22 protein-coding genes are annotated in these 26,741 nt (G+C 67.3%); 14 read left to right on the top strand and 8 right to left on the bottom strand.

Annotated features, from left to right (window positions below):
* Positions 1-2 precede the first annotated feature (2 nt).
* From P2T65_RS05580 to P2T65_RS05555, 6 genes are all read right to left on the bottom strand, one after another.
* Positions 3-1,253, bottom strand: coding sequence for a glycosyltransferase family 4 protein (locus tag P2T65_RS05580; RefSeq protein ID WP_055458602.1), 1,251 nt, complete (start codon positions 1,251-1,253; stop codon positions 3-5).
* Complete coding sequence (locus tag P2T65_RS05575) at positions 1,250-2,089, bottom strand: class I SAM-dependent methyltransferase (RefSeq protein WP_055458603.1); 840 nt, start codon at positions 2,087-2,089, stop codon at positions 1,250-1,252. Before P2T65_RS05575 ends, P2T65_RS05580 begins: the two co-directional genes overlap by 4 nt.
* Positions 2,086-4,251 carry a glycosyltransferase gene (locus tag P2T65_RS05570; RefSeq protein WP_276199368.1) on the bottom strand — a complete coding sequence of 722 codons (2,166 nt, stop codon included), beginning with the start codon at positions 4,249-4,251 and terminating at the stop codon, positions 2,086-2,088. Before P2T65_RS05570 ends, P2T65_RS05575 begins: the two co-directional genes overlap by 4 nt.
* 141 nt (positions 4,252-4,392) lie before the next feature.
* Positions 4,393-5,133 carry a calcium-binding protein gene (locus P2T65_RS05565; protein WP_055458605.1) on the bottom strand — a complete coding sequence of 247 codons (741 nt, stop codon included), beginning with the start codon at positions 5,131-5,133 and terminating at the stop codon, positions 4,393-4,395.
* A 390-nt stretch (positions 5,134-5,523) separates the two neighbouring features.
* On the bottom strand, positions 5,524-6,933 hold the full coding sequence (locus P2T65_RS05560; RefSeq protein WP_071924697.1) for an HlyD family type I secretion periplasmic adaptor subunit: 1,410 nt from the start codon (positions 6,931-6,933) through the stop codon (positions 5,524-5,526).
* The gene (locus tag P2T65_RS05555; RefSeq protein ID WP_276199367.1) at positions 6,930-8,693 is read right to left on the bottom strand and encodes a type I secretion system permease/ATPase; all 1,764 of its coding nucleotides are present in this window, start codon (positions 8,691-8,693) and stop codon (positions 6,930-6,932) included. Before P2T65_RS05555 ends, P2T65_RS05560 begins: the two co-directional genes overlap by 4 nt.
* Positions 8,694-8,944: 251 nt before the next feature.
* Between P2T65_RS05555 and P2T65_RS05550 the strand changes: the two genes are divergently transcribed.
* Both P2T65_RS05550 and P2T65_RS05545 read left to right on the top strand, forming a co-directional pair.
* Entirely contained in the window at positions 8,945-9,517 is a 573-nt protein-coding gene (locus P2T65_RS05550) for a MarR family transcriptional regulator (RefSeq protein WP_245280498.1), read from the top strand.
* Between the two features lie 7 nt (positions 9,518-9,524).
* Entirely contained in the window at positions 9,525-10,787 is a 1,263-nt protein-coding gene (locus P2T65_RS05545) for a glycosyltransferase family 4 protein (protein WP_071924696.1), read from the top strand.
* Here P2T65_RS05545 and P2T65_RS05540 read toward each other — a convergent pair.
* On the bottom strand, positions 10,772-11,731 hold the full coding sequence (locus tag P2T65_RS05540) for a LacI family DNA-binding transcriptional regulator (RefSeq protein ID WP_245280499.1): 960 nt from the start codon (positions 11,729-11,731) through the stop codon (positions 10,772-10,774). The two genes, P2T65_RS05545 and P2T65_RS05540, sit on opposite strands and share 16 nt — an antisense overlap.
* A 298-nt stretch (positions 11,732-12,029) precedes the next feature.
* On the opposite strand from P2T65_RS05540, the gene P2T65_RS05535 reads away from it, so the two are divergent.
* The 11 genes from P2T65_RS05535 to P2T65_RS05485 all read left to right on the top strand — a co-directional run bounded on the left by P2T65_RS05535 (position 12,030) and on the right by P2T65_RS05485 (position 24,468).
* Entirely contained in the window at positions 12,030-13,889 is a 1,860-nt protein-coding gene (locus P2T65_RS05535) for a glycoside hydrolase family 2 TIM barrel-domain containing protein (protein ID WP_082464743.1), read from the top strand.
* Positions 13,890-13,907: 18 nt separating this feature from the next.
* Positions 13,908-14,888 (top strand): TRAP transporter substrate-binding protein, encoded by a 981-nt coding sequence (locus tag P2T65_RS05530; RefSeq protein WP_276199365.1) that lies wholly within the window; start codon positions 13,908-13,910, stop codon positions 14,886-14,888.
* 76 nt (positions 14,889-14,964) lie between these two features.
* Positions 14,965-15,489 (top strand): TRAP transporter small permease, encoded by a 525-nt coding sequence (locus P2T65_RS05525; RefSeq protein WP_055458610.1) that lies wholly within the window; start codon positions 14,965-14,967, stop codon positions 15,487-15,489.
* Between the two features lie 20 nt (positions 15,490-15,509).
* Positions 15,510-16,811 carry a TRAP transporter large permease gene (locus P2T65_RS05520; protein ID WP_055458611.1) on the top strand — a complete coding sequence of 434 codons (1,302 nt, stop codon included), beginning with the start codon at positions 15,510-15,512 and terminating at the stop codon, positions 16,809-16,811.
* 39 nt (positions 16,812-16,850) lie between these two features.
* Positions 16,851-19,223, top strand: coding sequence for a TIM-barrel domain-containing protein (locus P2T65_RS05515; protein WP_276199364.1), 2,373 nt, complete (start codon positions 16,851-16,853; stop codon positions 19,221-19,223).
* A 375-nt stretch (positions 19,224-19,598) separates the two neighbouring features.
* Positions 19,599-19,976: a cytochrome c family protein gene (locus P2T65_RS05510; protein ID WP_082464745.1), complete on the top strand. Its 378-nt coding sequence runs from the start codon at positions 19,599-19,601 to the stop codon at positions 19,974-19,976.
* Between the two features lie 49 nt (positions 19,977-20,025).
* On the top strand, positions 20,026-20,847 hold the full coding sequence (locus tag P2T65_RS05505) for a cytochrome c oxidase subunit II (protein WP_055458613.1): 822 nt from the start codon (positions 20,026-20,028) through the stop codon (positions 20,845-20,847).
* A gap of 45 nt (positions 20,848-20,892) precedes the next feature.
* A complete protein-coding gene (locus tag P2T65_RS05500) occupies positions 20,893-22,683 on the top strand; it encodes a cytochrome c oxidase subunit I (protein ID WP_276199363.1) in 1,791 nt (596 codons plus the stop codon).
* The gene (locus P2T65_RS05495) at positions 22,680-23,378 is read left to right on the top strand and encodes a cytochrome c oxidase subunit 3 (RefSeq protein WP_055458615.1); all 699 of its coding nucleotides are present in this window, start codon (positions 22,680-22,682) and stop codon (positions 23,376-23,378) included. Before P2T65_RS05500 ends, P2T65_RS05495 begins: the two co-directional genes overlap by 4 nt.
* A gap of 12 nt (positions 23,379-23,390) precedes the next feature.
* A complete protein-coding gene (locus tag P2T65_RS05490; RefSeq protein WP_055458616.1) occupies positions 23,391-24,107 on the top strand; it encodes a heme-copper oxidase subunit III family protein in 717 nt (238 codons plus the stop codon).
* 10 nt (positions 24,108-24,117) lie between these two features.
* Positions 24,118-24,468, top strand: a complete 351-nt coding sequence (locus tag P2T65_RS05485) for a cytochrome C oxidase subunit IV family protein (RefSeq protein ID WP_055458617.1) — start codon at positions 24,118-24,120, stop codon at positions 24,466-24,468.
* A 52-nt stretch (positions 24,469-24,520) separates the two neighbouring features.
* Here the strand turns inward: P2T65_RS05485 and ampC are convergent, their stop codons facing one another.
* Entirely contained in the window at positions 24,521-25,693 is a 1,173-nt protein-coding gene (gene ampC / locus P2T65_RS05480) for a class C beta-lactamase (protein WP_276199362.1), read from the bottom strand.
* A 150-nt stretch (positions 25,694-25,843) separates the two neighbouring features.
* On the opposite strand from ampC, the gene P2T65_RS05475 reads away from it, so the two are divergent.
* Complete coding sequence (locus P2T65_RS05475) at positions 25,844-26,734, top strand: LysR family transcriptional regulator (protein ID WP_276199361.1); 891 nt, start codon at positions 25,844-25,846, stop codon at positions 26,732-26,734.
* Positions 26,735-26,741 lie beyond the last annotated feature (7 nt).

Below are 26,741 nucleotides of genomic sequence, written 5' to 3'. Positions count from 1 at the left end.
GTTCAGGCGGCGTCGGCCATACGGCCGGCGCGGCTGTAGAGGGCGATGTGCCGGTCCGCGACCTCGCCGATATCCGGCGGCGCAGCGATGCCTCCGACGAGCCGATCCCAGAGGCCCTGGGTCTCCGCCGCCTCGCGCATCGCCGAGGCGAGCGCGGACGGATCGTCCGGCCGCACGAGCAGGCCGTCGACACCGTCGCGCACCATTTCGGCCATGCCGCCGATGCCGCTCGCGATGACCGGGCGGCGGTGGCGGAAGGCCTCCTGGATGACGAGCGGGGCGTTTTCCCACCAGATCGAGGGCATCACCACCCAGTCGACGGCCGCCATCAGGGCCGGCAGTTCGTCGCGGCGGTAGGGGCCGAGCCGCACCACATGCGGCTCCACGGCGGCGGCGAGTTCGTCGACTTCCGCCACGAAGTGCTCGGCCTGGAACGGCGCCCCGCCATGCAGGCGCAGCGCGAAGCCATCGAGGTCCGCGAGCCGCGCCGCCGCCTTCAGCAGCACGGTCACACCCTTCCACGGATTGAAGTTGCCGAAATAGCCAAAAACCGGCCGCCGCCCGTCGGGGGAGGAGCGATGGGCGGCAGCCGGCACCGCCGGCCGGCCGTTCGCGACCACCTCGATCGCGCCGGACGGCAGCCCCCACGCGACGTAGCGCTCCTTGAGGAAGCGGCTCGGCGCAATGAACAGGTCGACCTGCGAGAAGTGCGTCTTCAGGTGGCGCTCGCGCAGCAGGAAGCGGTCCGCACCGATCTCGGGGAAGCAGCCATGGCAACGGTGCGGCGAGGCCGCGTCGCAGCGCTCGCGCTCCTTCGTGCGCATCATCAGCCCGTCATGCGCGCAGATCGGATAATAGTCGTGCAGCGTCACAACGATGCGCGTTTCGGGCAGAAGGCGTCGCACGAGGGCGATGAACTCCACGCCGACGAGCAGGAGGTGGTGGATATGCACCACGTCCGGCCGGAAGCTCTCGATGAGGCCCTTGAGGTCCGGCACGACACCATAGGTATCGGTCTGGCTCATGTAGAAGCGGTCGAAATGGCCGCTCCACAGCACCACCTCGTCGCTCGCCCCCGGCAGGCCCTGAAAGGCCGTGCCCGGCCGCGGATCGCGGTGGATGCGGTTGGTGGCGGCCAGGAACAGGGCCTCGAGCCCCCGCTCCTTCAGGCTCAGGAACAGGTCGTGCGCGAAGATCTCCGTGCCGCCGGGATGGAAGTCGGGATGGTTGTGCGCGACGACGAGCACCTTCATGCGGGTGCCCCCGGGCTCTTCGCCACGATGACGTCCTGATAATGCGGCGCGTCGGTGCCGCCGCGCCAGTGGCCGAGGCTCACGCGCTCGATGCGCAGGCCCATGGTCTCGACCGCATTCTCGACGAGGCCGGAATCGAAGCCGATGGCCCCGAGCGGCGCCTCCGGATCGGCCACCCAGGTGCCGGCCTCTTCGCCGCGCTGGAAGCGCGGGCGGGCGCCGTCCCGCGCATGGTCACCCGGCGTGACGATGAAGGCGGTGAGGAACAGGCGCCCGCCCGGCGCGAGCAGGCGCGCGACCTCGCGCATGTAGGCCGTGATCTCGGCGAGCGGCAGGTGGGTGGCCACCGACACCATGGCGGCGAAGTCGAAGCTGCCGTCAGAGAAGGGCAGCACCACGTCCTCGCCGGCAAGCGGCCCCTCCGGGTTGTAGAGGGGATGCGCCACGTCGAGGCGGCAGAAGCGGAAATTGGGATAGACGGGCGTGATCGTCTGCGTGCACCAGGCGATGCCCTCGCCCACCGGGTCAATGCCCTCGTAGACGGCGTCGCTGTCGAGATATTGCGTCAGCGGCACGGCCATGCGGCCAATGCCGCAGCCGATGTCGAGCACCCTGTCGCAGGGCTTGAGACCGCCGAGGCGGACGAAATGGCCGAGGAACTCGGCGCCGATGGCGCGGTAGTCGCCGTCGCCGACGAAGACGTTCTCGGGCGGCGGCGCGGGCAGGAAACGGTTGTTGAGCACCGACCCGGTCAGCCAGGTCAGGCGCGCCTCCTCCGCCGCCGTGAGCGGTGAGGCATCGCGCGAGGAAATGCGGTGGGCAATCTGGGCTGTCATGCACAAAGGCTCCTCTCCCGCCGGCGCCGACGGCTGCCGCGGGATTCCATGATGTCGGTGATGAGATCGCCCCAGCGCGCCGTATGGAGGGCGCAGTTGTATTGCCAGGCGATGCCGCGCATGTAGTCGGCGCTCTCCTTCATCGACTTGCGCTCGAGGTGGTAGAGCTCCACCGAAGGCGCATAGAGGATGCGCCGCCCGCGCGCCGTGATCTTCAGGCACAGGTCGCTGTCCTCGTAATCGCCGATGACGTAGTCTTCGGTGAAGCCGCCAACGTCGTCGAAAAGCGGGCGCGGCAGGACGAGGCAGGCGCCGGTCACGGCAGGCACGATACGCTCCTTACAGGCCGGCGCATAATCGCGCGGCATGCCCTTGTGGAAATGCTGGTTGAGCCAGCGGCCGCGATGGTCCTGCGAGAAGAACATGCCCGCATGCTGAAGCGAGTCGTCCTCGAAGAGCAGCTTCGGGCCGACAGCCCCGATGCCGCGGCGCCCGTCGAGGCGTTTCGCCAACGCCGGTAGCCAGCCGGGCGCTGTCGGCACCACGTCCGAATTGACCATGGCGAGGACCGGGCCTCGCGCCTCGGCGGCGCCCGTGTTGCAGGCCCGCGCGAAGCCGGCGTTGCGCGCCATGACGACAAGCCTCATCGGCAGCGCATAGACGAGGTGCAGCCCGGTGAGGAGATGCTCCACGTCCCACGCCTGATCGGGCGAATCGAGCACATAGATCAGCTCCGCATGGTCGCGGAACCACGCATCGGCCGCGAAGGTAGCGATCTGGAAGCGCAGGAAATCGAGCACGCGATAGAGCGGCACGACAACAGATACCCGGGGCCGCGCCAGAGGGCGCCCGATCGTCACCACGGATGGTTCGCCGATACGACCGCGTGCCTCGGCGTGGAGCCGCTCGATCACCGGCGCGATGGTGCCGGCCAGAACCGCTTCGTTCACATGCTGCGGTGGCACGGCCCGCAGGGCGGCCGCGCGGCGCTCGGCCGGATCGACCGGCTGCGGGCCGGGCACGAGATCGTGGAAGGCGCCCGACTTGAGGCGCAGCCGGAAGCGCGGCTGCAGCAGCGGCACGGCGCCCTGAAAGGCCGGCGCCCGCACCGCGAAGCCGGTGGCGCGCAGGCGGATATCCTCGCCAGGCCCCTCGATGTCGACGGGAAAGCGGTGAAGGCCCGGTGTCAGATCCTGGGGCCCTTTGCACGTCACGGCCTCGATGCCGGCAACGAGGTCGCTCGGATCGCGATACCAACCGGTGACGAGCGTGCCGGAGGCCGTCGCCAGCGCGGTGGCAATCTCGGCCGACGGCGTGGCGCCCCCGCCCGCGACGCGACGCGGTTGCAGAGGGGCGCGCAGCTGCGCTTCGAGCGCCATGGCCTGTCCCGCCTCGGACCGCTCCGAGAGCTCGCGCAGGAGATGCTCGCGCAGGCCGGGCGCGCCCTGCGCCTTCTCGCGCAGCCAGCGCACCATCGTCGGCGGCTGCGTACCTGCCTGCGTCAGCGCGCGCACGCTCATGCCGTCGGGCCCTGTCAGCACGATGAGGGCTCCCGGCCCGGAGAGCGCGGCATCGCCGGCCAGCCAGTGCACGCTCTGGCGGCCGTCCCGCCGCAAGGGCGCGCAATGCGGCACGCCTTCGAGCTTGCAGAGACCTCGGTCGCTGACGGCATAGGCGGCATCGATCCGGCCGAAGCCGGCGGCCAGCATCGTTTCGACGAGAACGAAATCATCGGCGGCGCGCGCCAGGATGACGGCAGCCGGCGGATTGGGCGCCATCGCCTGCAGCAGCGAGCGCAGCAGCCGCAGATAGGCGCGGCTGCGCCGCAGGCGGAACAACGACGGCCAGAGACTGAGGAGCGCGGACAGTAGAGCAAGGCGGCCCGCGGCGTCGAGGCCGTCCAGCAGACTTGCCGCATCGGCCGGGGCAACCGCCTCCTGCGCGCCGATCGCGATGTCCACCCGCTCGCCGGGAGCGCTCGCGGACAGGCAAATGTTCAGCGGCATGCCGGCCGGCCGGCGCAGGGCCCACAGAAGGCGCGTGCCGCCCTCGGCCAGCGTCAGGCGCAGCGAAGCCGTGGGTGCGATCGACAAGCCACCTGCGACGGACAGCGGCACCACGGCATCAACCGCCTTCGCCACGTCCCATGCGAGCAGAAGCACCTCGCGATCAAGGAGAAAAACTCTCGGATGCCCGGCCTCGGCAGGCTCGGCAGCCCTTTCGTCGACATCAATCAACGCCATCCGTTCACCCCGCATCGGCGGGGGCGTCGCAGCCGGGCCCGGCCGCGACGCCCCTCATTGTCAGTGGACGGTGAAGTAGTCGCCCGGATTCTGCTGGACGCTCTCGGCGTCCGTATTGACGAGGGTGATCGTGTCGCCGTTGCCGAGGTCGATCACGGTATTGGCGCCCGCCTGGTGGATACGGTCGACGAGATCGTCGGCCGATGCGATGCCCGTGCCGTTGATGTCCTTCGCGATCTGCAGAACATCTTCGCCGACCTTGAAGTCGAGCACGACATCGTTTCCGCCGCCGCCGGTGAAGACAAAGACGTCGTTGCCGGCGCCACCCTGGAGAATGTCGTCACCGGCACCGCCCTGCAGGATGTCGTTACCCTGGCCGCCGATGAGGACGTCGTTGCCTTCTCCGCCCTGCAGGATGTCGTCGCCCTGGCCACCGCGCAGAATGTCGTCGCCAGCGCCGCCCTGCAGGATGTCGTCACCCCTGCCACCGTCGAGAATGTCGTCGCCGGCGCCGCCCTGGAGGATATCGGCCCCCTGGCCGCCAAACAGGATGTCACTGCCTGCCCCGCCCTGCAGGATGTCATCGCCCTGACCGCCAAACAGGAGGTCGTCTCCTTCGCCGCCGAACAGGGCGTCATCGCCCTGGCCGCCGAAGAGCCGGTCGTCACCCTCGCCGCCGAACAGAACGTCATCGCCCCGACCGCCGAAGATCAGGTCATCGCCGCCGTGGCCCCAGATCACATCTGCGCCTCGTGTGCCAAAGAGGGTGTCGTCGAAGGCGCCACCTTCGAGAGTCGCCATAGCTGTCTCCTTCGTTGGTTCGCCGGAGAGCGGACATCCAGCCCGGCCTTGCCGGCTCGTCTTCATGTGCAGTGTGCAGCGCACAACAGCATTTGACGGCGGGACTATAGGGGCGCTTTCTGCGAGTGTGAAGTCATAAAATAATAGTTCATGGAATGACTTTTGTATTGCCATAATATCGTCATCAAATCAGCAAGTCATTTTCATATATTAATGCTTCAATTTGCTGCGAAAAAAGTTCGAAACTCGAATTAAATGCCGCGGCGCAACACCGGAAGACGTCGCCACGATGCGATAGACGACAGGTATCGTTGGGCGGTTTGGCGGTGCAGCAAGGCAGCCCCTCCGGAGTTGCCGGGCTCCGGGGGGCGCAGCGAGACCCGACGCCGGCTATTCTTCGCGGAAAGCCCGGTTGAAGCTCTCTGTGATTGGTGCCAGCAGGTAGTCGACGGCAAGCCGCGGCTTGTTGATGATCAGGATCTCCGCCGGCATGCCGGGATAGAGCCGTACCGACGGATTGGCCGCAAGGCTCTCCGGCAGGATTTCCGCCCGCACGACATAAAACGCGGCCTGGTTGCGCTCGTCGATCTGCTGGTCGGCCGACAGATAGATGAGACGGCCGTCGAGCGGCGCCTGGCTGCGATTGTTGTAGGCGAGGAGGCGCACCCGCACCGGCGCCCCGACGTGTACGGAATCGATGTCGCGCAGACTGACCTTCGCCTCGACGATGAGCCGCTCCTGATCCGGCACCAGATCCAGGATCGCCTGGCCGGCAGCGATGACGCCGCCGGGTGTGCGCATGCGGATATCGGTGACGATGCCGTCCTCCGGCGCCAGCACCGCGACGCGCTCCAGCACGTCCTTGGCGGAATGCATGCGCTCGGTCGTGTCCGCGAGCTCGAGCTGAGCCTGCTGTAAATCGGCCGCCACCTGCTGCTGGAAGTCCGTCTGAAGTGACAGGATCTCCAGTTCGGCCGCAGCCTTGGCCTGCTCAGCCTTGGCCTTGCGGGCCACGAGCTCGCCGGCGCGCCCGGCAAGCTCGCTCTCGCGTGTCTGCAGCTCGGTCAGGCGCGGACGGGGCGCATAGCCCTTCTCGACGAGAGTGGAGATGGCCTGCAATTCGCGGTCGAGCAGTTCCCGCTGGCGGGTGTTGGCCTCGGTCTGGGCACGGATGGCGGCAAGCTCCGCCTCCTGCTGTTCGATGGTTTTCCTCTGAATGTCCACCTTCCGGTCGAACATCTCCCGGCGTGCTCTGAAGAGGTTGCGCTCGGCGCGCGTGACCTCGCGGGCGATGGGACTCGGCGACGTCTCGAACGCCTCCGGAAAGACGAGTTCCCCGGCCCCCGCCTGCTCCGCCCTGAGACGCACCAGGCGCGCCTCGAGACCGATGCGCTTGGCATCGAGGGCGGCATAGTCGGCGCGGGCACGCGTGTCGTCGAGGCGCACCAGCGGCTGGCCGGCCTTGACGGTCTCGCCCTCGTGCACCAGCAACTGCTTGAGGATGCCGCCCTCGAGGTGGCTCACCGTCTTGCGCTTCGTATCGACGATGACCGTCGCCGTCGCGACGGCAGCACTGTCGAGCTGCGCGGAGAAAGCCCATCCCACGAAGCCCCCGAGGCCCAGGACGACGGCCACCAGCCCCGCGATGACAGGACCGCGCAGCGTCGGCACGGGCGGCCCATCTGCCTCGTAGCGCTCGGCCCAGTTCTGCGCGGGCACCGCCTCGAGGCGGCGTTCGTTGGCGCGCTGGCGTGCGGCCTCGCGCGTCTCCGGCGCGACGATCTCAATGTCCTTCTTCATGCCGGCCTCCCGGAACCCGCGAGCGCAGCGACGCGGCCCCCGCCGTCCGCCACTGCAGCGGCCGGCTTGTCGGCCGGGTGAATGCTGGCCACGATCGAGGTGCGGGGCCCGAACTGGCTGACACGGCCGTCCTGCAGGACGAGCAGCTTGTCGACGACCTGCATGATCGACGGCCGGTGCGCGATGAGCACGACGATGGCACCGCGCTGCTTGGCCGCCACGATGGCTCGCATCAGAGCCTGCTCGCCCTCGGCGTCGAGATTGGCGTTGGGCTCGTCGAGCACGATGAGCCGCGGCTCTCCGTAGAGCGCGCGGGCGAGGCCGATGCGCTGGCGCTGACCGCCCGAGAGCGTGTAGCCGCCGTCGCCGAGTGGTGTGTCGTAGCCGAGCGGCAGCCGGCCGATCATGTCATGGACATCCGCAAGGCGCGCGGCCGCGAGCACTTGGCGTGGATCCGCCTCGCCCATGCGGGCGATATTCTCGCGAATGGTGCCATCGAGCAGCGACACGTTCTGCGGCAGGTAGCCGACCATCTCGCCGAACGAGCCACGCTCCCACAGGAACACGTTGTGCCCATCGAGATAGACGCCACCGGCCGTCGGCTTGAAGACCCCCACGAGGAGCCGCGCGAGCGTCGACTTGCCGGCTGCGGACGGCCCGACGACGCCGAGAATCTCGCCGGGCGACAGGGCGAAGGACACGCCCTTGAGCACCGGCACATCCGATCCGGGCGGCGCAAAGACGAGACGGTCGACAAGCAGGTCGCCCTCGGTGCGCGGGGTCGGGGTCGTATCGCGCACGGGTGCCTGCTTCTCCAGCAGCTCCCGCACGCGCTTCCAGGCCGCGATGGCGAAGACCCAACTGCGCCAGCCGTCGACCATCGTGTCGAGCGGCAGCAGGAGGCGGCCGGTGATGATGCTCGCCGCGATCATGGAGCCGGGGCTGACCTCCTGCTCGATGACGAGCGTCGCGCCGACGGACAGGACGGCGATCTGCATCATGTAGCGACACGTGCGGGTGACGGAATGGATGGCCCGCCCGCGGCGCGCGGCCGTGTCGAGGAGGTCGAGCGTCCGCATTTGTGCGCTGCGCCAGCGCCGCGCGAGCGCCGGCAGCATGCCCATGGCCTCGATGGCCTCGGCATGACGGAGGCTGGCGCTGATCTCGCTGATGTTCTCGACCGACGATTCGCTGGCGCGCTTCAGGGCGCGTCGGGTGAGAAAGTCCGATACGAGGCTGAGCACGACGAGAATCGTCGCCGAGATGAGCGCGAGGATGCCATAGAGCGGATGCAGGGCGAACAGCACGGCGAGGAAGATGGGGCACCAGATCACCTCGAGCGGCACGCCGATCGCGCTGCCGGTGAGGAAGGAGCGAATGTCGTTGAGATCGCGAATCGCCTGGCTGGCGCGCACGCCGCCCCGGCCTACCGAGGCGGCGATGGCCGCCTGCAGCACCGGCAGGTTGAGCCGGCGCACCAGCGCCCCGCCCATCACCTGGAAGGTGAGTGAGCGAATATAGTCGAGGACGCCGAAGAGGACGAGCCCGATGCCGGCGATGATCATGAGCATCACCAGCGTATCGAGGCTCTGGCTGTTGATCACCCTGTCATGCACCTGAAGCATGAACAGTGGCACGATCAGCTGCAGCATGTTGATGATGCCGCTGAGGATGCCGGCATAGACGAGGCCCACGAAGAAGGTCTTCTGGCCCTGGTGAATGAGGTCCGCGGCGCTGGCCGGCCTCTTGGTGTTCTTCATGCGTATACCGCTCCGGACGGATGGGCTTCGGCCGTCCCTCACTTTTGCCCGAAAATTCGTGCAAGAATGTGTCGATGCGTGCCTCTTCGCAACGAAGACTTTGCCATCGCGGAAGAATCGCATGCATTGTAACGTTATAATGATATAAAGGCCGCCGGCGACTCGATCGGACAGGCCTAATGAACTGGGAAAACGCTGCAAGGATAGTTCGAAAATCGATCTAAAACTGCAGCGATACGACGGGAACCAGCATGGAACACAAATCTGCCAATGAGATGACCGCTTTGACAGCCATGCCGACCAACGGGCACAGGGCCTATTTTCCCGGCTCAATGCCTCGCGAGGAGGCGGGCGATGCCGGCTCGGTGGCGCACCTTGAGCTGGTTCGCTGCATCGAGCGGCTGCACCGCCGCTATCTCGACCTGTTCCGCGTCGACCTCATGCGGATCGGCGCCGACGATCTCAGCCCTGCGCAGGTGATGATGCTGTTCACCATCGGGCCCGACGACCTGTCGGTGCGCGACCTCATCGACCGCGGCTACTATCTGGGCTCGAACGCCTCCTACAATCTGAAGCGGCTGGTCGAAGCCGGCTATGTCGAGCGCAGTGCCTCCGTGCGTGATCGCCGCTCCGCCCGCATCCGCCTGTCGGACAAGGGGCGCCAGCTCTGCGAGCTGGTGCGCGGCGTGGACGAGGGCTACCATCGGCTGGTGGTGCGGGATGATGGGGAACTGCGCGACCTCGAGATCACATTCCGCACGCTGCGCCGGATCGAGCACACCTGGACGGACGCCCTGAGGTCGGGCGAAGCGCGCATCGCCTGACGGCGCGATGCGGGCGATCTTCGTCCACCGGCACTTCCCGGGGCAGTTCGGCCGCCTCGTCGACCGCATGGCGGCCGAGGGGTGGGACATCACATTCGTCTGCGAGCGGGCGGAGCAACGCCCCTCGCACATCGCCATCGTGCGCTACATGACGGAGGGCCGGCGGGCTGCGACGCCGCATCCCCATCTGCTGGCGACAGAGCTGCACGTGCGCACCGGCGCGCAGGTGGCCGCGGTGCTCGACAATCTCAAGCAGCGCAGCGGCCCGCCGGCGGTCGTCATCGGCCACATAGGCTGGGGCGGCCTCCTCTTCGCCAAGGACGTGCTGCCGTACACGCCGATGCTCGGCTATTGTGAGTTCTTCTACCGCGGCGAGGGCAGCGACGTGGGTTTTGCGCCGGGTGAAGAGCCCGCGCTCGACGACCGTATGCGCCTGCGCATGCGCAATTCGGCGCAGCTCCTCACCATGGAGGCGATCGAGGCCGGCCTCAGCCCCACCCGCTGGCAGCGCCACCAGTATCCCGCCGAATTGCGCCGGCGCATCGTCGTGTGCCACGACGGCATCGACATGGCTCTCTGCCGGCCGCAGGCCGGCGTCCGGATGAAGCTGCCCGACGGCCGCGTGATCGCCGAGGGCGATCCCGTCGTGACCTTCGTCGCACGGGACCTCGAGCCCTATCGCGGTTTTCCCCAGTTCATGCGTGCCGCCGCGCGCGTCGCCGCGCGCCATCCCACGGCCCTCTTCGTCGTCGTAGGGGGCGACGGCATCAGCTATGGCCGTGCGCGAGACGACGGCCGCTCCTGGCGGGAAGCGATGATGGAGGAAACGGGCCTCCCGCCCGAGCGCATCGTCTTCCTGGGGCGCATCCCCCACGCGGCGCTCGTGCGCCTGTTCCAGATATCGGCGGCGCACGTCTATCTGACCTACCCCTTCGTCCTGTCGTGGTCGTTCCTTGAGGCGATGGCTTGCGGCTGCCTCGTCATCGGGTCCGCCACCGCACCGGTGCGGGAGGTGCTCGCGCATGGACGCAACGGGCTCCTGGTCGATTTCTTCGACGAGGAGGCACTGGCCGAGACCATCGTCGCAGCACTCGCTCGCGGGCGGACCCTCGCACCGCTCAGGACAGCGGCCCGGGCGACGGTGGCGATGCGCTTCGCCCTCGAGCGGTGCCTGCCCCGCCAGATAGGTCTCGTCGAGACACTTGTGGAGCGGATGACCCTGCGTCGCGTTGCCCACCGGCCGCAGGGGCGGGGCTATCCGAAGGCATAGGGCAGCAGCCGCTCGCCCGGATCCTCGCCGGCCCAGATCCGCTCCAGGCTGTCGACGATCACCGGCCCGTAATCCTCATAGGGAATCACGACGGAGGACAGCCACGGCGCAAGCCACGGATTGATGGGATTGCCGTCGATGCCGACCAAGACCACGTCGTCCGGCACGGCAAGCCCCGCCTCCGTCAATAGGCGATGAGCGCCATAGGCAATGAGGTCGCTTGTGCAGAGCACGGCCCGCGGCCGCTGCGGCGCCGCGACGATCGCAGCGGCCGCCTGATAGCCGATATCGAGATGGTCGTCGCCCGGCGCGCTCAGGCGCATAAGCATCTCGGGCGCGATCCCGGCTTTCGTAAGGACATCGATGAAGCCGTATGTCCGGTCCCGTACCGCCGAGGAGGAATGATCGGAATGGATGACGGCGAGTGGTGCATGGCCGTTCGCCAGAAAATGCGCCGCGACGGCGGCCCCCGCGCCGCGGTTGTCGATGCCGACGAACGGGGCTCGCTCGTCGTGCGGATTGCGCCGGTTGACGAAGAGAAAAACCTCGCCTGCCTCGCTCGCCGCCCGCAGGGCCGGGCTCGCCACGGCGCCGAGGAAAATCACGGAGCGCACCAGTTGCGCAGCCATCGCGGCGAGATATTCGTCCTGCAGGTCGGCCCGGTCGTGTGTGTCGCACAGCACCATGACATGGCCGACGCGGCGCAGGGCCTCTTCGGTCGAGGCGGCGATGGTGGACATGGCCGGGTTGGCGAGGTTGGGGGCCAACAGCGCCACCACGTTGCTCTGGCGTTGCCGCATTGCCCGTCCGATTCGATCCGGCCGGTAGCCCAGTTCATCCACAGCCTGACGCACGCGGGCGACCGTTTCGGCAGAAGCGCGACCGACGATGCCGTTGACGATGCGCGAGACGGTTGAGATGGAAACACCCGCACGGTCCGCCACCTCGGCGAGGGATGCCCGCGACCCTGGTTTCGTCGAAGTGCCCCTGATCCTGGCAGGCGCCAAACCCCATCCCTCCCCCTTGCTTGCATGGACAATCGTCCGCAGACCTGCCGTAAGGTCAACTCTGCGCTTTGGTTTCAGCGCGACTTGAGATTCAACTTGCATGGCAGGCAAACGTTTGCCAAGTTCCTTCTGTCGGAAGGCAAACGTTTGCCAATGCCCTTTGAGCAGCGCCTTTCGCGAGCAAACGAGTGAGACGCCGCCGAAGCGGCGCGGTTGGAAGCGCACGGGAAAGAGAATGTCGGCGCAGGACGAAATGGATGGTCCGGGCCAAATCGACCCCTACCACCACCTTCATGACGAAGCCTACGAGCGCCGTTTCGCGAAAGGTTACGTGGGCTGGCGCGACATGGTCTTCATGGGTGGCCGCGCGGCCGAATCGCTCGACGGCGAGTGGCGCTTTGCGATCGACCCCTACGACGAGGGCCTGCGGCAGAAGTGGTATGCCGACGCCCCCGCCCCGGTCGAGGCCTGGCCGGTGCCCCGCGACTACGACACCAACGCCGAGGTGACGGCGCCGGTGCCCTCGTGCTGGAACGTGCTGCGGCGCGAATGGACCTATCTCGAGGGCGCGGCCTGGTACACGCGCTTCTTCACGCACCGGACGGGCGCAGATGAGCGCATCGTTCTGCGGGTTGGTGCGGCGAATTACGAGGCCCGGGTCTTCCTCAACGGCATCTTCGTTGGCGCCCACCGCGGTGGCTCGACGCCCTTCTTCATCGAGCTGACTGGCCATCTCGTCGACGGCGAGAACCGCCTGCAGATCCAGGTCGACAACCGTCGTCGTCCAGACCGGGTGCCGATGCAGCACACCGACTGGTTCAACTACGGCGGGCTCTACCGCGAGGTGTCGCTCGTCCGCCTGCCGCCGGTCTTCATCCGCGACTTCGGCGCCGCCCTGGTGCCCGGCAGCGGCGGACGGCGCCTGCGTTTCGACGTAACCCTGTCCGATCCCGTAGACGGCACCGCGACCATCGCGGTCGACGGCCTGATCGACGCGCTCGCCCTGCCCGTCAGCGGCGGCTTCGGCTCCATAGAGGTCGAGGCCAGCCCGGCGCTTTGGAGCCCGGACACCCCGCGCCTCTATGCCGTCACCGTTCGTTGCGGTGACGACGAGATTGGCGACCGCGTCGGCTTCCGCGAGATCAGCGTCGACGGCCGGCGCATCCTCCTCAATGGCGAGCCCATCTTCCTGCGCGGCATCTGCGTGCACGAGGACGACGTCGCCCTCGGCAAGACGACGAGTGAGGCCGACCTCGTCCGCCGCTTCGACCATGCCAGGGCGCTCAACTGCAATTTCCTGCGCCTCGCCCATTATCCGCACCATGAACGGGCGGCCGAGCTCGCCGACGAACTGGGTTTCCTTTTATGGGAGGAGATCCCCGTCTACTGGGCCATCGCCTTCGAGGCGGCAGATACCTTCGCCGATGCCGACAACCAGCTGCGCGAGATGGTGCGGCGCGATCGCAACCGAGCCAGCGTCATCATCTGGGGCATCGGCAACGAGAATGCCGACACCGATCCGCGCCATGCCTTCATGAGCCGGCTCGCGGCAACGGCGCGCGAGGCTGACGGCACGCGGCTCGTCTCGGCCGCCTGCCTCATCAATCGCGCGCATTTTCGCATCGAGGACAGGCTCGCCGCCCATCTCGACGTCATCGGCCTCAACGAGTATTTCGGCTGGTACGAGCCCTCGATGGAGGGACTCGAGCGCCTCCTCGCAAACTCCGACCCCGACCGTCCGGTCATCATCACCGAGACGGGGGCCGACGCCGTGGCGGGCCTGCGCGGCCCCGCCACCACCTTCTTCACCGAGGACTGCCAGGAGGCCGTCTATCGCGCCCAGCTTACGACGCTGGCGCGGGCCGGCTATGTGCAGGGCGTCTGCCCCTGGATCCTCTACGACTTCCGCACCGAACGCCGTCAGACCGTCTTCCAGCGCGGCTATAACCGCAAGGGCCTCGTGGCCGAGGACAAGACTACGCGCAAGCGGGCTTTCGACGTCCTCGCCGCGTGCTGGGCCGAACGGCGGCGGGCGGAGAACGGCGGCGCGGGCGGGCAGGCGCCGCTCGCGACGACGAATCAAGGCGCCAGTTAAACCGGGAGGACCCTCGTGATGTTCAAGACCACACGCCGCAGCGCCATCGCGCTCGCTGCCATCGCCGCTCTCGCGCTGCCCCTGCCGGCGGCGGCCAAGACCACGCTGCGCCTCGCCCATTCGCTCGCCAAGGACCACCCGGTCGACAAGGCGATGGAGAACTTCGCCGCACTTGTGAAGGAGCGCTCCAACGGCGAGGTCGAGGTCCGTGTCTTCGCCGCCGGCCAGCTGGGCCAGCAGCGCGAGCTCATCGAGCAGCTGCAGAGCGGCGCACTCGACTTCGCTCACACCAATGCCGCGCCGTTGGCCGCCTTCGAACCGACCTTCGGCATCTTCGACCTGCCGTATCTGTTCCGCGACGACGCGCACTTCTTCAAGGTGACGGATGGCGAGATCGGCCGCGAGATCCTTGATTCGGCGGCGGCCAAGGGCCTCGTCGGCCTGTCCTACTACGATAACGGCACGCGCAGTTTCTACGCCAACAAGCCGGTGCCCACGCCCAAGGATCTCGCCGGCCTCAAGATCCGCGTGCAGCCCGGCCCGGTCGCGACGCGCATGGTGAACCTGCTCGGCGCCACGGCAACACCGCTCGCCTGGGGCGAGCTCTATACGGCGCTGCAGTCGAAGGTTGTTGATGGCGCGGAAAACAACGTGACCGCGCTGACACTGGCCAAGCACGGTGAGGTGTCAAAGGTCTACACGCGCGACGAGCACACCCGCGTGCCGGACGTCTTGCTCATCTCCGAGATGACGATGTCGCGGCTGCCCGCCGCCCAGCAGGACATCATCCGCCAGGCCGCGGTCGATTCCGGCAAAGCCCACAACGAAGCGTGGAAGGCCGAGCTCAGGAAGGCCGAGGGTGATGCCGTCGCCATGGGTGTGACCTTCGTCGATGCCGACAAGGCCACCTACCGCGCCGCCGTGCAGCCCATGTACGACGACCTGAAGGCGACACCGGCGCTCGCCTCGCTCGCCGAGCGTATCCAGGCGCTCAAGTAAGCCACGCAGACTGCGCCCCGCTCCGAATGGGCCGGGGCGTTCCACGCTGGTCAAAGCTGTCGGAGAGGACAAGAGCATGGGCACAGGCCTCGGCGTCATACGGCGCCTCCACCGCGCACTCGATGCGCTCGTGCTCGCCATCACCGTCCCGCTCATGGTGGTAATGCTGGGCTGCGTCGTCTGGCAGGTGCTCGGGCGCTACTTCTTCGGCGCCTCCACCTCATATACCGACGAGATCGCCCGCTTCACCTTCATCTGGGTGAGCCTGCTCGGCGCGGCCTATGTGCTCGGTCGGCGCGGCCACATCGCCATCACCGCCCTCACGCAGCTCCTCTCCTTCGGACCGCGGCGGGTGCTCGAGTGGATCATCGCCCTGCTCGTCGTCGGCTTCTCCGTCGCCGTCATGGTCTACGGGGGCTATGCGCTGACCGAGCGCGCGGCGCGCCTCGTGCAGGTGTCGCCGGCGCTCCAGGTCTCGATGGGCCTCGTCTATTCCGTCATTCCGATCTCCGGCGCCCTCACCGCGCTCTACGCCGCCCTCGTGCTCGCCCAGTGGGCGAGCGGCGGCGAGGTCGCGGAGGACCATGTGAGCCTCGACTGATCGGCCAGGGACGACCTCGCATGGAACTCTCCCCCGCCCTTGTCCTCAGTGTCGCCTTCGCCGTTCTGCTGGCAGCAGGCGTGCCTATCTCCTTCGCCACGGGCCTTGCCTCGATCGCAGCGCTCCTCACCATCATGCCGCCGGGGCCGGCACTCGCCGTCACCGCCCAGCGCATCGCGACCGGGCTCGACAGCTTCGCCCTGCTCGCCATCCCCTTCTTCTTCATGGCCGGCGCCATCATGAACCGGGGCGGCATCGCCCGCCGGCTCATCGACTGTGCCAAGGTCTTCGTCGGCTGGATGCCCGGTGCGCTGGCGCAGATCACCATCCTCGCCAACATGCTCTTCGGCTCGGTATCGGGCTCGGCCGTCGCCGCGGCCTCGGCCATCGGCGGCACCATGCAGCCCCTGCAGAACAAGGAAGGCTACGACAAGAGCTTCAGCGCTGCCGTCAACATCTCCTCCTGCATCACCGGGCTCCTCATTCCGCCGTCCGGCGCCTTCATCATCTATTCGCTCGTGTCCGGCGGCACCTCGATCGCCGCGCTGTTTGTCGCCGGCTACCTGCCGGGCCTCGTTCTCGGTCTCGCCATCATGATTCCCACCTGGATCATGGCGAAGAAGCGCGGCTATGCCCGCGCACCCCGCCTCTCCACCGGCGAGAAGCTGCGCGCCATCGTGGCCGCCCTGCCAAGCCTCGGCCTCGTTGTCGTCGTCATCGGCGGCATCGTCGGCGGCGTGTTCACGGCGACCGAGGGCTCGGCCATCGCCGTCGTCTATGCCCTGACGCTCGCGCTTCTCTACCGCGAGCTGTCCCTGCAGGACCTCTATCGCATCCTCGTCGACACGCTGGAGGCAACCGCCATCGTCTCACTGATGGTCGGCACTTCGATGGCCATGGCCTATGTGATGTCGCTGGCCGAGATCCCGCAGATGATCGGCGAGTGGGTGCGCCAGGTGTCCGACAGCAAGGTGATGGCGCTGCTGCTCGTCAACATCGTGCTGCTCATCATGGGCACCTTCCTCGACCTGACGCCCGGCATCCTCATCTTCACCCCCATCTTCCTGCCCGTTCTGCAGAGCTTCGGCGTCGATCCGGTGCATTTCGGCATCATCCTCGTCTTCAACATGTGCCTCGGCATCGTCTCGCCGCCCACCGGCAGCGCCCTCTTCATCGGCTGCGCTATCGCCAAGGTATCGATCGAGCAGGTGTTCCGCCCCCTCATCCCCCTCTTCCTGTGGAGCACCGGCGCCCTGCTCCTCGTCACCTACATCCCCGCCATCTCGCTGTGGCTGCCGCGGTTCTTCGGGCTGATGCCCTGACCCGCGCCGCTGCAGACCCGACGACCTGGAGACTAGAACATGCTCGTGCTGACGGGAGCTCGTCTCGTGTCGGTCGACGCGGGCCGCGTCGAACTCGCCCTCGACAGCGGCTATCGCGCCATCATCGACCTGCTCGACACCCATCTCGCCCGGTTCCTCGTGCTGCGGCCGAACGGCCTGCGCATCGACCGCACCTGGTCGCTGTCGCCGGAACTTGCCGGCGAGGCTGAGGAGCCCGACGCGCTCACGGGGCGCAACCGCCTGTCTCGCAGCGGCTTCCCCGGCATCGCGGCGACAATCGCCGAAGATGAGGCCGCCATCACGGTCGAGACCGCCTTCTACCGCATCCTGGTGCAGCGGGCGCCACTGCGGCTCGACTGGTTCTTCCGCCAGGAGACCGACGGAGCATGGCGGCAGGTGCTCGCCGATCGGCCGACGAGCGCCTATGTCTTCGACCGCCACGGACCACGCCTTGCGCACTATCTGGTGCGGCGGCGTGAGGAGCGCTATTACGGCTTCGGCGAGAAAAGCGGGGATGCGGACAAGCACGGCCGGCGCCTGCGCATGGGCACCATCGACGCCATGGGCTATGATGCCGAGCGTAGCGACCCGCTCTACAAGCACATCCCGTTCTATGCCACCGTGCGGCCCGATCGCGGCGGGGACAGCGTCGGCCTCTTCTACGACAATCTTGCCCGCGGCGCCTTCGACCTCGGTCAGGAGATCGACGCCTATCACGGCGACTACCGCAGCTTCGAGGCGGAGGATGGCGACCTCGACCTTTACGTCGTTTTCGGCCCGAGCCTTGCCGAGGTCACGGCCCGCTTCACGGCGCTGACCGGCCGCACGGCCCTGCCGCCGCGCTGGTCGCTCGCCTATTCGGGCTCGACCATGCAGTACACAGACGACGCCGACCCGCCGGCGCGGTTCGAGGAGTTCCTTGCCCTGCTCGCCGAGCACGGCATCCCATGCCGCTCGTTCCAGCTGTCGTCCGGCTACACCATGATCGGCGACAAGCGCTACGTCTTCCACTGGAACCGCGACAAGTTTCCGGATCCGGCCGGATTCGCGCGCCGGCTGCGCACGGCGGGGCTGGAGATCGCCGCCAATATCAAGCCTGCCCTTCTTACCGACCACCCGCTCTTTGCCGAGGTCGAGGCCTTTCGCGGCTTCGTGCGCGACAGCGAGGATGCGGCAAAGCCGCATCTTACGCAGTTCTGGGGCGGCACGGGCGCCTATCTCGACTTCACCAATCCGCGGACGTCGGCATGGTGGAGCGCCAAGGTGAAGACCAGCCTTCTCGACAACGGCATCGGTTCGACCTGGAACGATAACAACGAGTTCGAGATCTGGGACGATAAGGCAGGCTGCGACCTCGCTGGCGCCGGCACCACCATCGCCACGCTGCGCCCGGTGCAGACCAACCTGATGATGCGCGCCTCGCATAGGGCCCAGACGGCGCATGCCCCGGGCAAGCGGCCGTATCTCATCTCGCGCTCGGGCGGGCCGGGCATGCAGCGTTACGTGCAGACCTGGACGGGCGACAACCGCACCGCCTGGAAGACGCTGCGCTACAACCTGCGCATGGGCCACGGCCTGTCCATCTCAGGTCTCTTCAACTTCGGCCACGACATCGGCGGCTTCGCCGGACCGAAGCCGGAACCCGAGCTCTTCGTGCGCTGGATCGAGCACGGCATATTCTGGCCGCGCTTCACCATCCATTCCTGGAACGACGACGGCAGCGCCAACGAGCCGTGGATGTACCCGCAGGTGCTGCCACTCGTGCGCGCGGCGCTCGCCTTCCGCGAACGGCTGACGCCCCTTCTCTACACCCTCCTGTGGCGAGCGCATCGGGAACACGTGCCCCTGCTGCAGCCGACCTTCTTCGCCTTTCCGCACGACCCCCTGACCTACGAGGAGGACGACAGCTTCCTCCTCGGCGACGACCTCCTCGTCGCGCCCGTGGTCGATCCCGGCCTCACGGCGCGCACGGTCTATCTGCCGGCCGTGCCGGAGGGCTGGTTCGATTTCCATACGGGCGCGTGGCATCCCGGCGGCAGGCGCATCGAGGTGGCGGCGCCGCTCGGCCGCTGTCCCCTTCTCGTGCGCGGCGCCACCATCCTGCCGCTCGGCCCGGCGCCGGGCGAGCCCGCAACACTCGCGCTGCGGCTTTTCTCCCACCACGGCGGCCTTCGCCCGCGCGTCGTCTTCGACGACGACGGCGAGAGCATCCTCGATACGGCAAACCACGTTCTCCTCAATTGCGCTATGCTGCCCGATGGGCAGGTGGAGGTCCTGCGCCGCGGCCGCCATGCGCCGCGCTGGACGCATCTGCGCCTTGAGGACCATGCGGGGGCAACGCTCTCCGAACGGTCGATGACAGACGTGCGGATCGTATCCGAAACACCGTGATCCCGAGCCTCTTGACGAGGCGACGGCCCGGCTGTTGCGACAGGTGGGCGCCGGGAAGGTCCCGCGCCCGCCCGGCGTCGCGGACGGCGCAAACGCACCCATCAAGGTCCAATCGAGCCTCGTATCCAGCGCGGCTCCGAGACCCTTCGACGATCGGAGGATCGAACCGTTTGTCCGAGGCGGGCTGTTCGGGCTATACTTCTATTCCTACGGGTCGCGGCAGGTCTCGGTGCTGCCGGAAGTAGATGTCCGGCGGCGAGGGGCTGCGACGTCTCGAACTGCGGTTCGGGAGGGACGGATATGGCACGGCGAGCCACCGGGCGGTGTGGAGCCTCGGCCCTTGCGCGAGGTCTGCCGCGTGCGGTCCTGACATTGTTGGCAACCCTTGGCGCATTGATCGCCCTCTCGGAAGTCGCGGCCGCTCAGGACGCGGCCGCCGGCGAACGCGTCTTCGCCCAGTGCAAAGCCTGCCACCAGGTCGGGCCCAATGCGCGCAACGCCGTCGGGCCGGTGCTCAACGGTCTCTTCGGGCGCAAGACCGGCATGGTCGAGGGTTTCCAATATTCCGGCGCGAACAAGGGCGCCGATATCACCTGGACGGAAGAAACCTTCGCGGAATACATCCGCAATCCGCGCGAGAAGATTCCCGGCACCAAGATGGTCTTCGCCGGAGTGAAGGACGAGCAGAAGATCAAGGATCTCATTGCCTATCTGCACAAGTTCGACGAGGCGCCCGTCGCGCTGACGCAATAGGCCATGGGCGCGGCCGTGCGCCCGATGGAACCCGCGAGGTGAAGGGGCCATGTACGTCGCTCTCGCCTTGTTTGTCATCGCCATCGGCTCTGTGGTGTTCCATCTCCTGAGCCCATGGTGGTGGACGCCGATCGCCTCCAACTGGAGCTACATCGACCACACCATCACCATCACCTTCTGGATCACCGGGCTCGTCTTCGTCGCCGTCGTCCTCTTCATGGCCTGGTGCGTCTGGCGCTACCGCCACCGGCCGCAGCAGGCCGAGGTGCTCTACGAGCCGGAGAACAGGCGCCTCGAATGGTGGCTCACGGTCGTCACCGCCATCGGCGTCGCTGCCATGCTGGCGCCGGGGCTCTATGTCTGGCGCCAGTTCATTACCGTTCCGCCCGATGCCGACGAGGTGGAGATCGTCGCCCAGCAATGGCAGTGGAGCTACCGGCTGCCGGGGCCGGACGGCAGGCTGGGCGCCACGGCCATCCGGCATGTCTCCGATGACAACCCGCTCGGCCTCGACCCGGACGATCCGCGCGGGGCGGATGACGTCATGGTGCAGGGGGGAGAGCTTCACCTGCCCGTCGGCCGGCCCGTGAAGGCGGTGCTGCGCTCGCTCGACGTGCTGCACGACTTCTACGTGCCCGAGTTTCGCGCCAAGATGGACCTCATCCCGGGCATGGTCACCTATTTCTGGCTGACGCCGACGCGAACCGGCACCTTCGAGGTGCTGTGCGCCGAGATGTGCGGCGTCGGCCACGCTTTCATGCGCGGCTTCGTCGTGGTGGCCGAGGAAAGCGACTACCGCGCCTGGCTGGAACAGCAGCAGCCGGCGCGCCCGGCGGCGCAGCGGGCGGTGCCGGTGATAGCCGAGCGGTGAGATGCCGGCCGCGCGGCGGCCGGGCAAGGGCGGAGGGTTGAAGCGATGGCCGACGTTCCCCTCGACAGGGTGGCAGAAACCGCAGCGACCGAGGTGGAGGACCTCACCCTCCACCATCCGCACAGCTGGCTGACGCGATACGTCTTCAGCCAGGACGCCAAGACCATCTCCATCCAGTACACGGTGACGGCGCTGGCGATCGGCTTCATCGCGCTCTTCCTGTCGTGGCTGATGCGCCTGCAGCTCGGCTTTCCCGGCACCTTCGCCTTCATCGACGCCGCCGCCTATTACCAGCTCATCACCATGCACGGCATGATGATGATCGTGTACGTGCTCACCGCAGTGCTCCTCGGCGGCTTCGGCAATTACCTCATCCCGCTCATGGTCGGCGCGCGGGACATGGTCTTCCCCTACGCCAACATGCTGAGCTACTGGTTCTACCTGCTCGCCGTCGTCATCCTCCTCGCCAGCTTCTTCGCCCCTGGCGGCCCGACGGGGGCGGGCTGGACGCTCTATCCACCGCAGGCGATCCTTTCCGGCACGCCCGGCCAGGAGAGCGGCATCATCCTGATGCTGGTGTCGCTCATCGTGTTCATCGCCGGCTTCACCATGGGCGGCCTCAACTACGTGGTCACGGTGCTGCAGGGGCGCACCCGGGGCATGACGCTGATGCGCATGCCGCTGACGGTCTGGGGCATCTTCACGGCGAGCGTGATGGCGCTGCTCGCCTTCCCGGCCCTGTTCGTCGCCTCGGTGATGATGCTGTTCGACAAGATCTTCGGCACCAGCTTCTTCATGCCGTCGCTCATCGAGCTCGGCACGCGGCTCGACTACGGCGGCGGCAGCCCCATCCTCTTTCAGCACCTGTTCTGGTTCTTCGGCCACCCGGAGGTCTATATCGTTGCCCTGCCGGCCTTCGGCATCGTCTCCGATCTCATCGCCACGCACGCGCGGCGCAACATCTTCGGCTATCGCATGATGGTGTGGGCGATCCTCGCCATCGGCGCGCTCAGCTTCGTCGTCTGGGCGCACCACATGTACGTCAGCGGCATGAACCCGTGGTTCGGCTTCTTCTTCGCCACGACAACCCTTATCATCGCCGTGCCGACAGCGATCAAGGTCTACAACTGGATCTTGACCCTGTGGCGCGGCGACATTCATCTCACCGTGCCGATGCTCTTTGCCCTCGGCTTCATCGTCACCTTCGTCAACGGCGGCCTGTCTGGGCTCTTCCTCGGCAATGTGGTGGTCGATGTGCCCCTGTCGGACACCATGTTCGTCGTGGCGCATTTCCACATGGTGATGGGAATCGCGCCCGTGCTCGTCATCTTCGGCGCCATCTACCACTGGTATCCCAAGGTCACCGGGCGGATGATGAACGAAGTACTCGGCAAGCTGCACTTCTGGATCACCTTCCTCGGCACCTACGCCATCTTCTTCCCCATGCACTATCTCGGTCTCCTCGGCGTGCCGCGGCGCTACCACGAGATGGGGGAAGCCAGCTTCTTCCCGGCCTCGGCGCAGATGCTCAACGCCTACATCACCGTCCTCGCCCTCGTCGTCGGGGCGGCACAGCTCCTCTTCCTGTTCAACCTCATCTGGAGCATCCGGCACGGGCGCGAAGCCGGCGGCAATCCGTGGCGGGCGACAAGCCTCGAATGGCAGACGCCCGAAACGCCGCCGCCGCACGGCAACTGGGGCAGGGAACAGCCCACCGTCTACCGCTGGGCCTATGACTACAACGTGCCCGGCGTCGCCCAGGACTTCATTCCGCAGAACATGCCGCCGGAGGCCGTGCCATTGGGGCCCCGACCCGCGCCGGGAGGCATGTCGTGACCGCGGCTGTCGCCTTCCTCGTCCTCCTTGCCGCGCTCGCAGCCTGGTGGCTGTACGGCCAGCGGCTGATGAGCCGGCCGTGGCTGGCGGCCGGTATCGTCGAGGACACCGGCGGCCTCGCGCACATGCCGGCCGCCAAGGTGGGGCTCGGCGTCTTCCTCGCCGTCGTCGGCGCCCTGTTCTCGCTGTTTCTCAGCGCCTACACCATGCGCATGCAGCTGGCCGACTGGTCGGCCCTGCCGGTGCCGCGCATCCTGTGGGTGACCACCCTGCTCATCCTCCTCGCCAGCGCCGCCCTCGTCTGGGCCGTCCGGTCGGCCCGGCGCGGCGAGAAGGAGCGCGCGCTCGACGGGCTCCTCGCCGCCACGGGCTTCGGCTCAGCCTTCCTCGGCGGCCAGCTCATCGCCTGGGACGAACTCGCGGGCTCGGGCTACCGGCTGGCGGACAATGCCGCCAATTCCTTCTTCTACGTGCTCACCGGCCTGCATGGCGCGCACATCCTCGGCGGGCTCGTGGCGCTCGTCGCCGTGACGGTGAAGCTCTGGCGCAGCCCCGATGCCGCGGCGGCGCAGCTGCCCGTCGAGCTCTGTGCGCTCTATTGGCATTTCCTCGCCCTCGTCTGGCTCGTCCTCTTCGCCGTCATCACCGGCTGGGCGGGGGATTTCCTCGCCGTCTGCCGCCAGTTGCTGTCGTGAAAGGAAGGCGCGATGAACACCGCGTTCACCGAGCATCGCACCCGCGAACCCGAGAGCGGCCTGGCGACGATCGTCACCGACTTCTCCGCCGATCAGCGCGCCTTCCGCAACGTGTCGTGGGGGAAGGCCATGATGTGGATCTTCCTCCTCAGCGATACCTTCATCTTCGGCACCTTCCTCATCGGCTACATGACCGCGCGCATGTCGACCGCCGAGCCCTGGCCCAATGCCAGCGAGGTCTTCGCCCTCGAGATCGCCGGGCATCATCTGCCGCTCATCCTCATCGCCATCATGACTTTCGTGCTCATCTCGAGCAGCGGTACCATGGCCATGGCGGTGAACTACGGCTACCGCCGCCAGCGCCGGCCGACGGCGGCGCTTCTGGTGGTGACCGCCCTCCTCGGCGCCACCTTCGTCGGCATGCAGGCCTTCGAATGGACGAAGCTCATCAGCGAGGGGGTCAGGCCCTGGGGCAACCCGTGGGGGGCGGCGCAGTTCGGCTCCGCCTTCTTCATGATCACGGGTTTCCACGGCACGCACGTGACCATCGGCGTCATCTTTCTGCTGATCGTCGCCCGCAAGGTCATCCGCGGCGATTTCGACCACGGACGGCCGGGCTTCTTCACAGGCCGCAAGGGACGCTACGAAGCCGTCGAGATCATGGGCCTCTACTGGCACTTCGTCGATCTCGTCTGGGTCTTCATCTTCGCCTTCTTCTACCTCTGGTGAGGAGGACGCCATGAGTGAGATCGCCCGCAGCGACGCGGCTCACCGCATCGTCGTCAAGGCCCACCCCATCCGGCTCTATCTCGTCGTTTGGGGCTGGCTCTTCGTGCTGAGCGCCTTCTCCTATCTCGTAGACTACTTCCACCTCACGGGGACGCTGCGCTATTCGCTGATCCTGACCTTCATGATGCTGAAAGCGGGGCTCATCGTGGCCGTTTTCATGCACATGGCATGGGAGCGGCTCGCCCTCGTCTATGCCATCCTCGTGCCGATCGGCGCCATTCTCGCCTTCCTCGCCGCCATGGCCGTCGAGGCGGACTACACGTTGCTGACGCGGCTGGCCTTCTTCAGTGCGGGCCAGTAGGCCACCGGTCGACGGGCTCGCCGCCCCTCGGCCGGCATCCATCGCCTCTTCCCTATCGCGCCGCGCCGTCCGCCACGGCGCTTAGGATGGCGTGCGCGGCACGGACGCGGTCGGGGTTAGGATAGAACCGGTTGGCGAGGAGCACGATGCCGAGGCGCCTGCCCGGCACGACGGCGACATAGGCGCCGAAGCCGTTGGTGGACCCGGTCTTGTTGAGTAACACGTCCGGCCGTGGCAGCGCGGGCGGAACGAGCCAGGTGGCGGCCTTCCCCTTGCCGCTCGCCTGCGGTGTGTTGCCGGCGACCAGCGTCTCGAGCGACACGGGATAGTCGTATCGCTCCCAGCCGAGGCCTTGGGTCATCTCGCCGACGCGGACATAGCCCGTCTGCGTCGCGGCGATGGCCCGGCGCAGCCGCGCGTCCTGCGGCGGCGCGATGTTGGCGTCGAGAAACTTCAGGAGATCGGCCGCGCTCGTCCGCACGCCGTAGGCCGCCGCACCGAGCACGTCGAGGGAAATGCGCCGCGGCTTGCCTTCCCTCGTGTAGCCGAAGGCATAGTCTGCCATGCGCTCCGGCGGCACGCGGACATGGGTGCTCGCCATACCGAGGCTGGGCAGAATCGTGGCTTCAAGGATGTCCTCGTAGGAGCGGCCCATGCCGGCAGCGGCGAGATGGCCGAAAAGGCCGATGCTCGGGTTCGAGTAGACCCGCTGCGCTCCCGCCGGATAGGCGGGCTTCCAGCTGCGGAAGTAGGAGACCATGCTCGCCTCGTCCCTGACCTCGGGCGGGAACTGCAACGGCAGGCCCCCGGCCGTGTAGGTGGCGAGCTGCAACAGGGTGATCCTGTCGAAGCTGGAGCCGCGCAGCGCCGGCATGTAGCTGCTCGCCGGCGCCGTGAGCGAGACTTCGCCCTCCACGGCGCCCCAGGCACCCACCAGCCCCGCGAAGAGCTTGCTGACCGAGCCGACCTCGAACAGCGTCGTCTTCGTTACCGGATGCCCGCTTTCCTTCGACGCCACGCCATAGTTGAAAAAGTAATGCTTCCCGTCCACCGTGAGGCCGACGGCCATGCCGGGAACGGCATGCTCTCTCATGACCGGCTCGATGGCAACGTCGACGATGGCCTTCAGCAAGCCTCTATCCAGTTCTGCCGCACAAGCGCCCGCTGTCGCAAGAAAAATGGACGAGCACATGATGTATATGGATACGATATATTTGATTTTCATCGATTATGCTCCTATAAATCACATGCCTTTCTCGCAGATTAATCGCCTTTGTATGATTAATCGCGCGCGGGATAGTCGAAATACAATTCCATGACCGTCTCTCGCAAACGATAATATCTCGGGGGAGCCATTAGAAAATTTGGGGCCGCCATGGTCCGCCGCTATCTGCCACTCAATGCCTTGCGCGCCTTCGAGGCGTCGGCCCGCCACCTGAGCTTCACCAAGGCCGCCATCGAGCTGCGGGTCACGCAGGCAGCGGTGAGCCATCAGGTGAAACAGCTGGAGGCGCAGCTCGATGCGACGCTCTTTATCCGCCTGCCCCGCGGCCTGATGCTGACGAGCGAGGGCGAGACCCTGCTGCCGGTGCTGCAGGGCTCGTTCGACCGCATCGCCACGGCACTGGAGCGTTTCGAGGGCGGCGGCCGCGAGGTGCTGACCGTGGGCGCAGTCGGAACCTTCGCCGTCGGCTGGCTGCTGCCGCGGCTCGACGCCTTCCGCGCGCGCCATCCCTTCGTCGACCTGCGCCTCTCCACCAACAACAACCGCGTCGACATCGCCGCCGAGGGCCTCGACTACGCCATCCGCTTCGGCCAAGGCGCCTGGCACGGCATCGATGCCCTGCCGCTGCTGGAGGCTCCCCTGTCCGTTCTGTGCGCGCCGGAGGTCGCCCGGTGCCTGACAAAGCCGGAGGATGTGCTCGCGCACCGGCTGCTGCGCTCCTACCGCAGCGATGAATGGCCGCAATGGCTCGCCGCCGCGGGCGTCGGGGCCGGCCCGGCCGTGCCCGAGAGCGTCGTCTTCGATTCCTCCCTCGCCATGATGGAAGCCGCCCTGCAGGGTTTCGGCATCGCGCTCGCCCCGCCGCTCATGTTCGCGCGGCATCTCGAAACAGGTGCCCTGCGACAGCCCTTCCCCGTCACCGTGGCGACCGGCCGCTACTGGCTGACGCGGCTGCAGTCGCGCAGCGACACGACGGCCATGGCGACCTTCCGCAACTGGTTGCTGGATGAGATCGGCGTGGAAAAACCGGCCTCCGAATGAAAAGGGC

It is taken from the genome of Chelatococcus sp. XZ-Ab1 (assembly GCF_029309855.1).
GTDB classification, from domain to species: Bacteria; Pseudomonadota; Alphaproteobacteria; order Rhizobiales; family Beijerinckiaceae; genus Chelatococcus_A; species Chelatococcus_A sambhunathii.
This window is presented reverse-complemented; position numbering and strand designations above follow the sequence as displayed.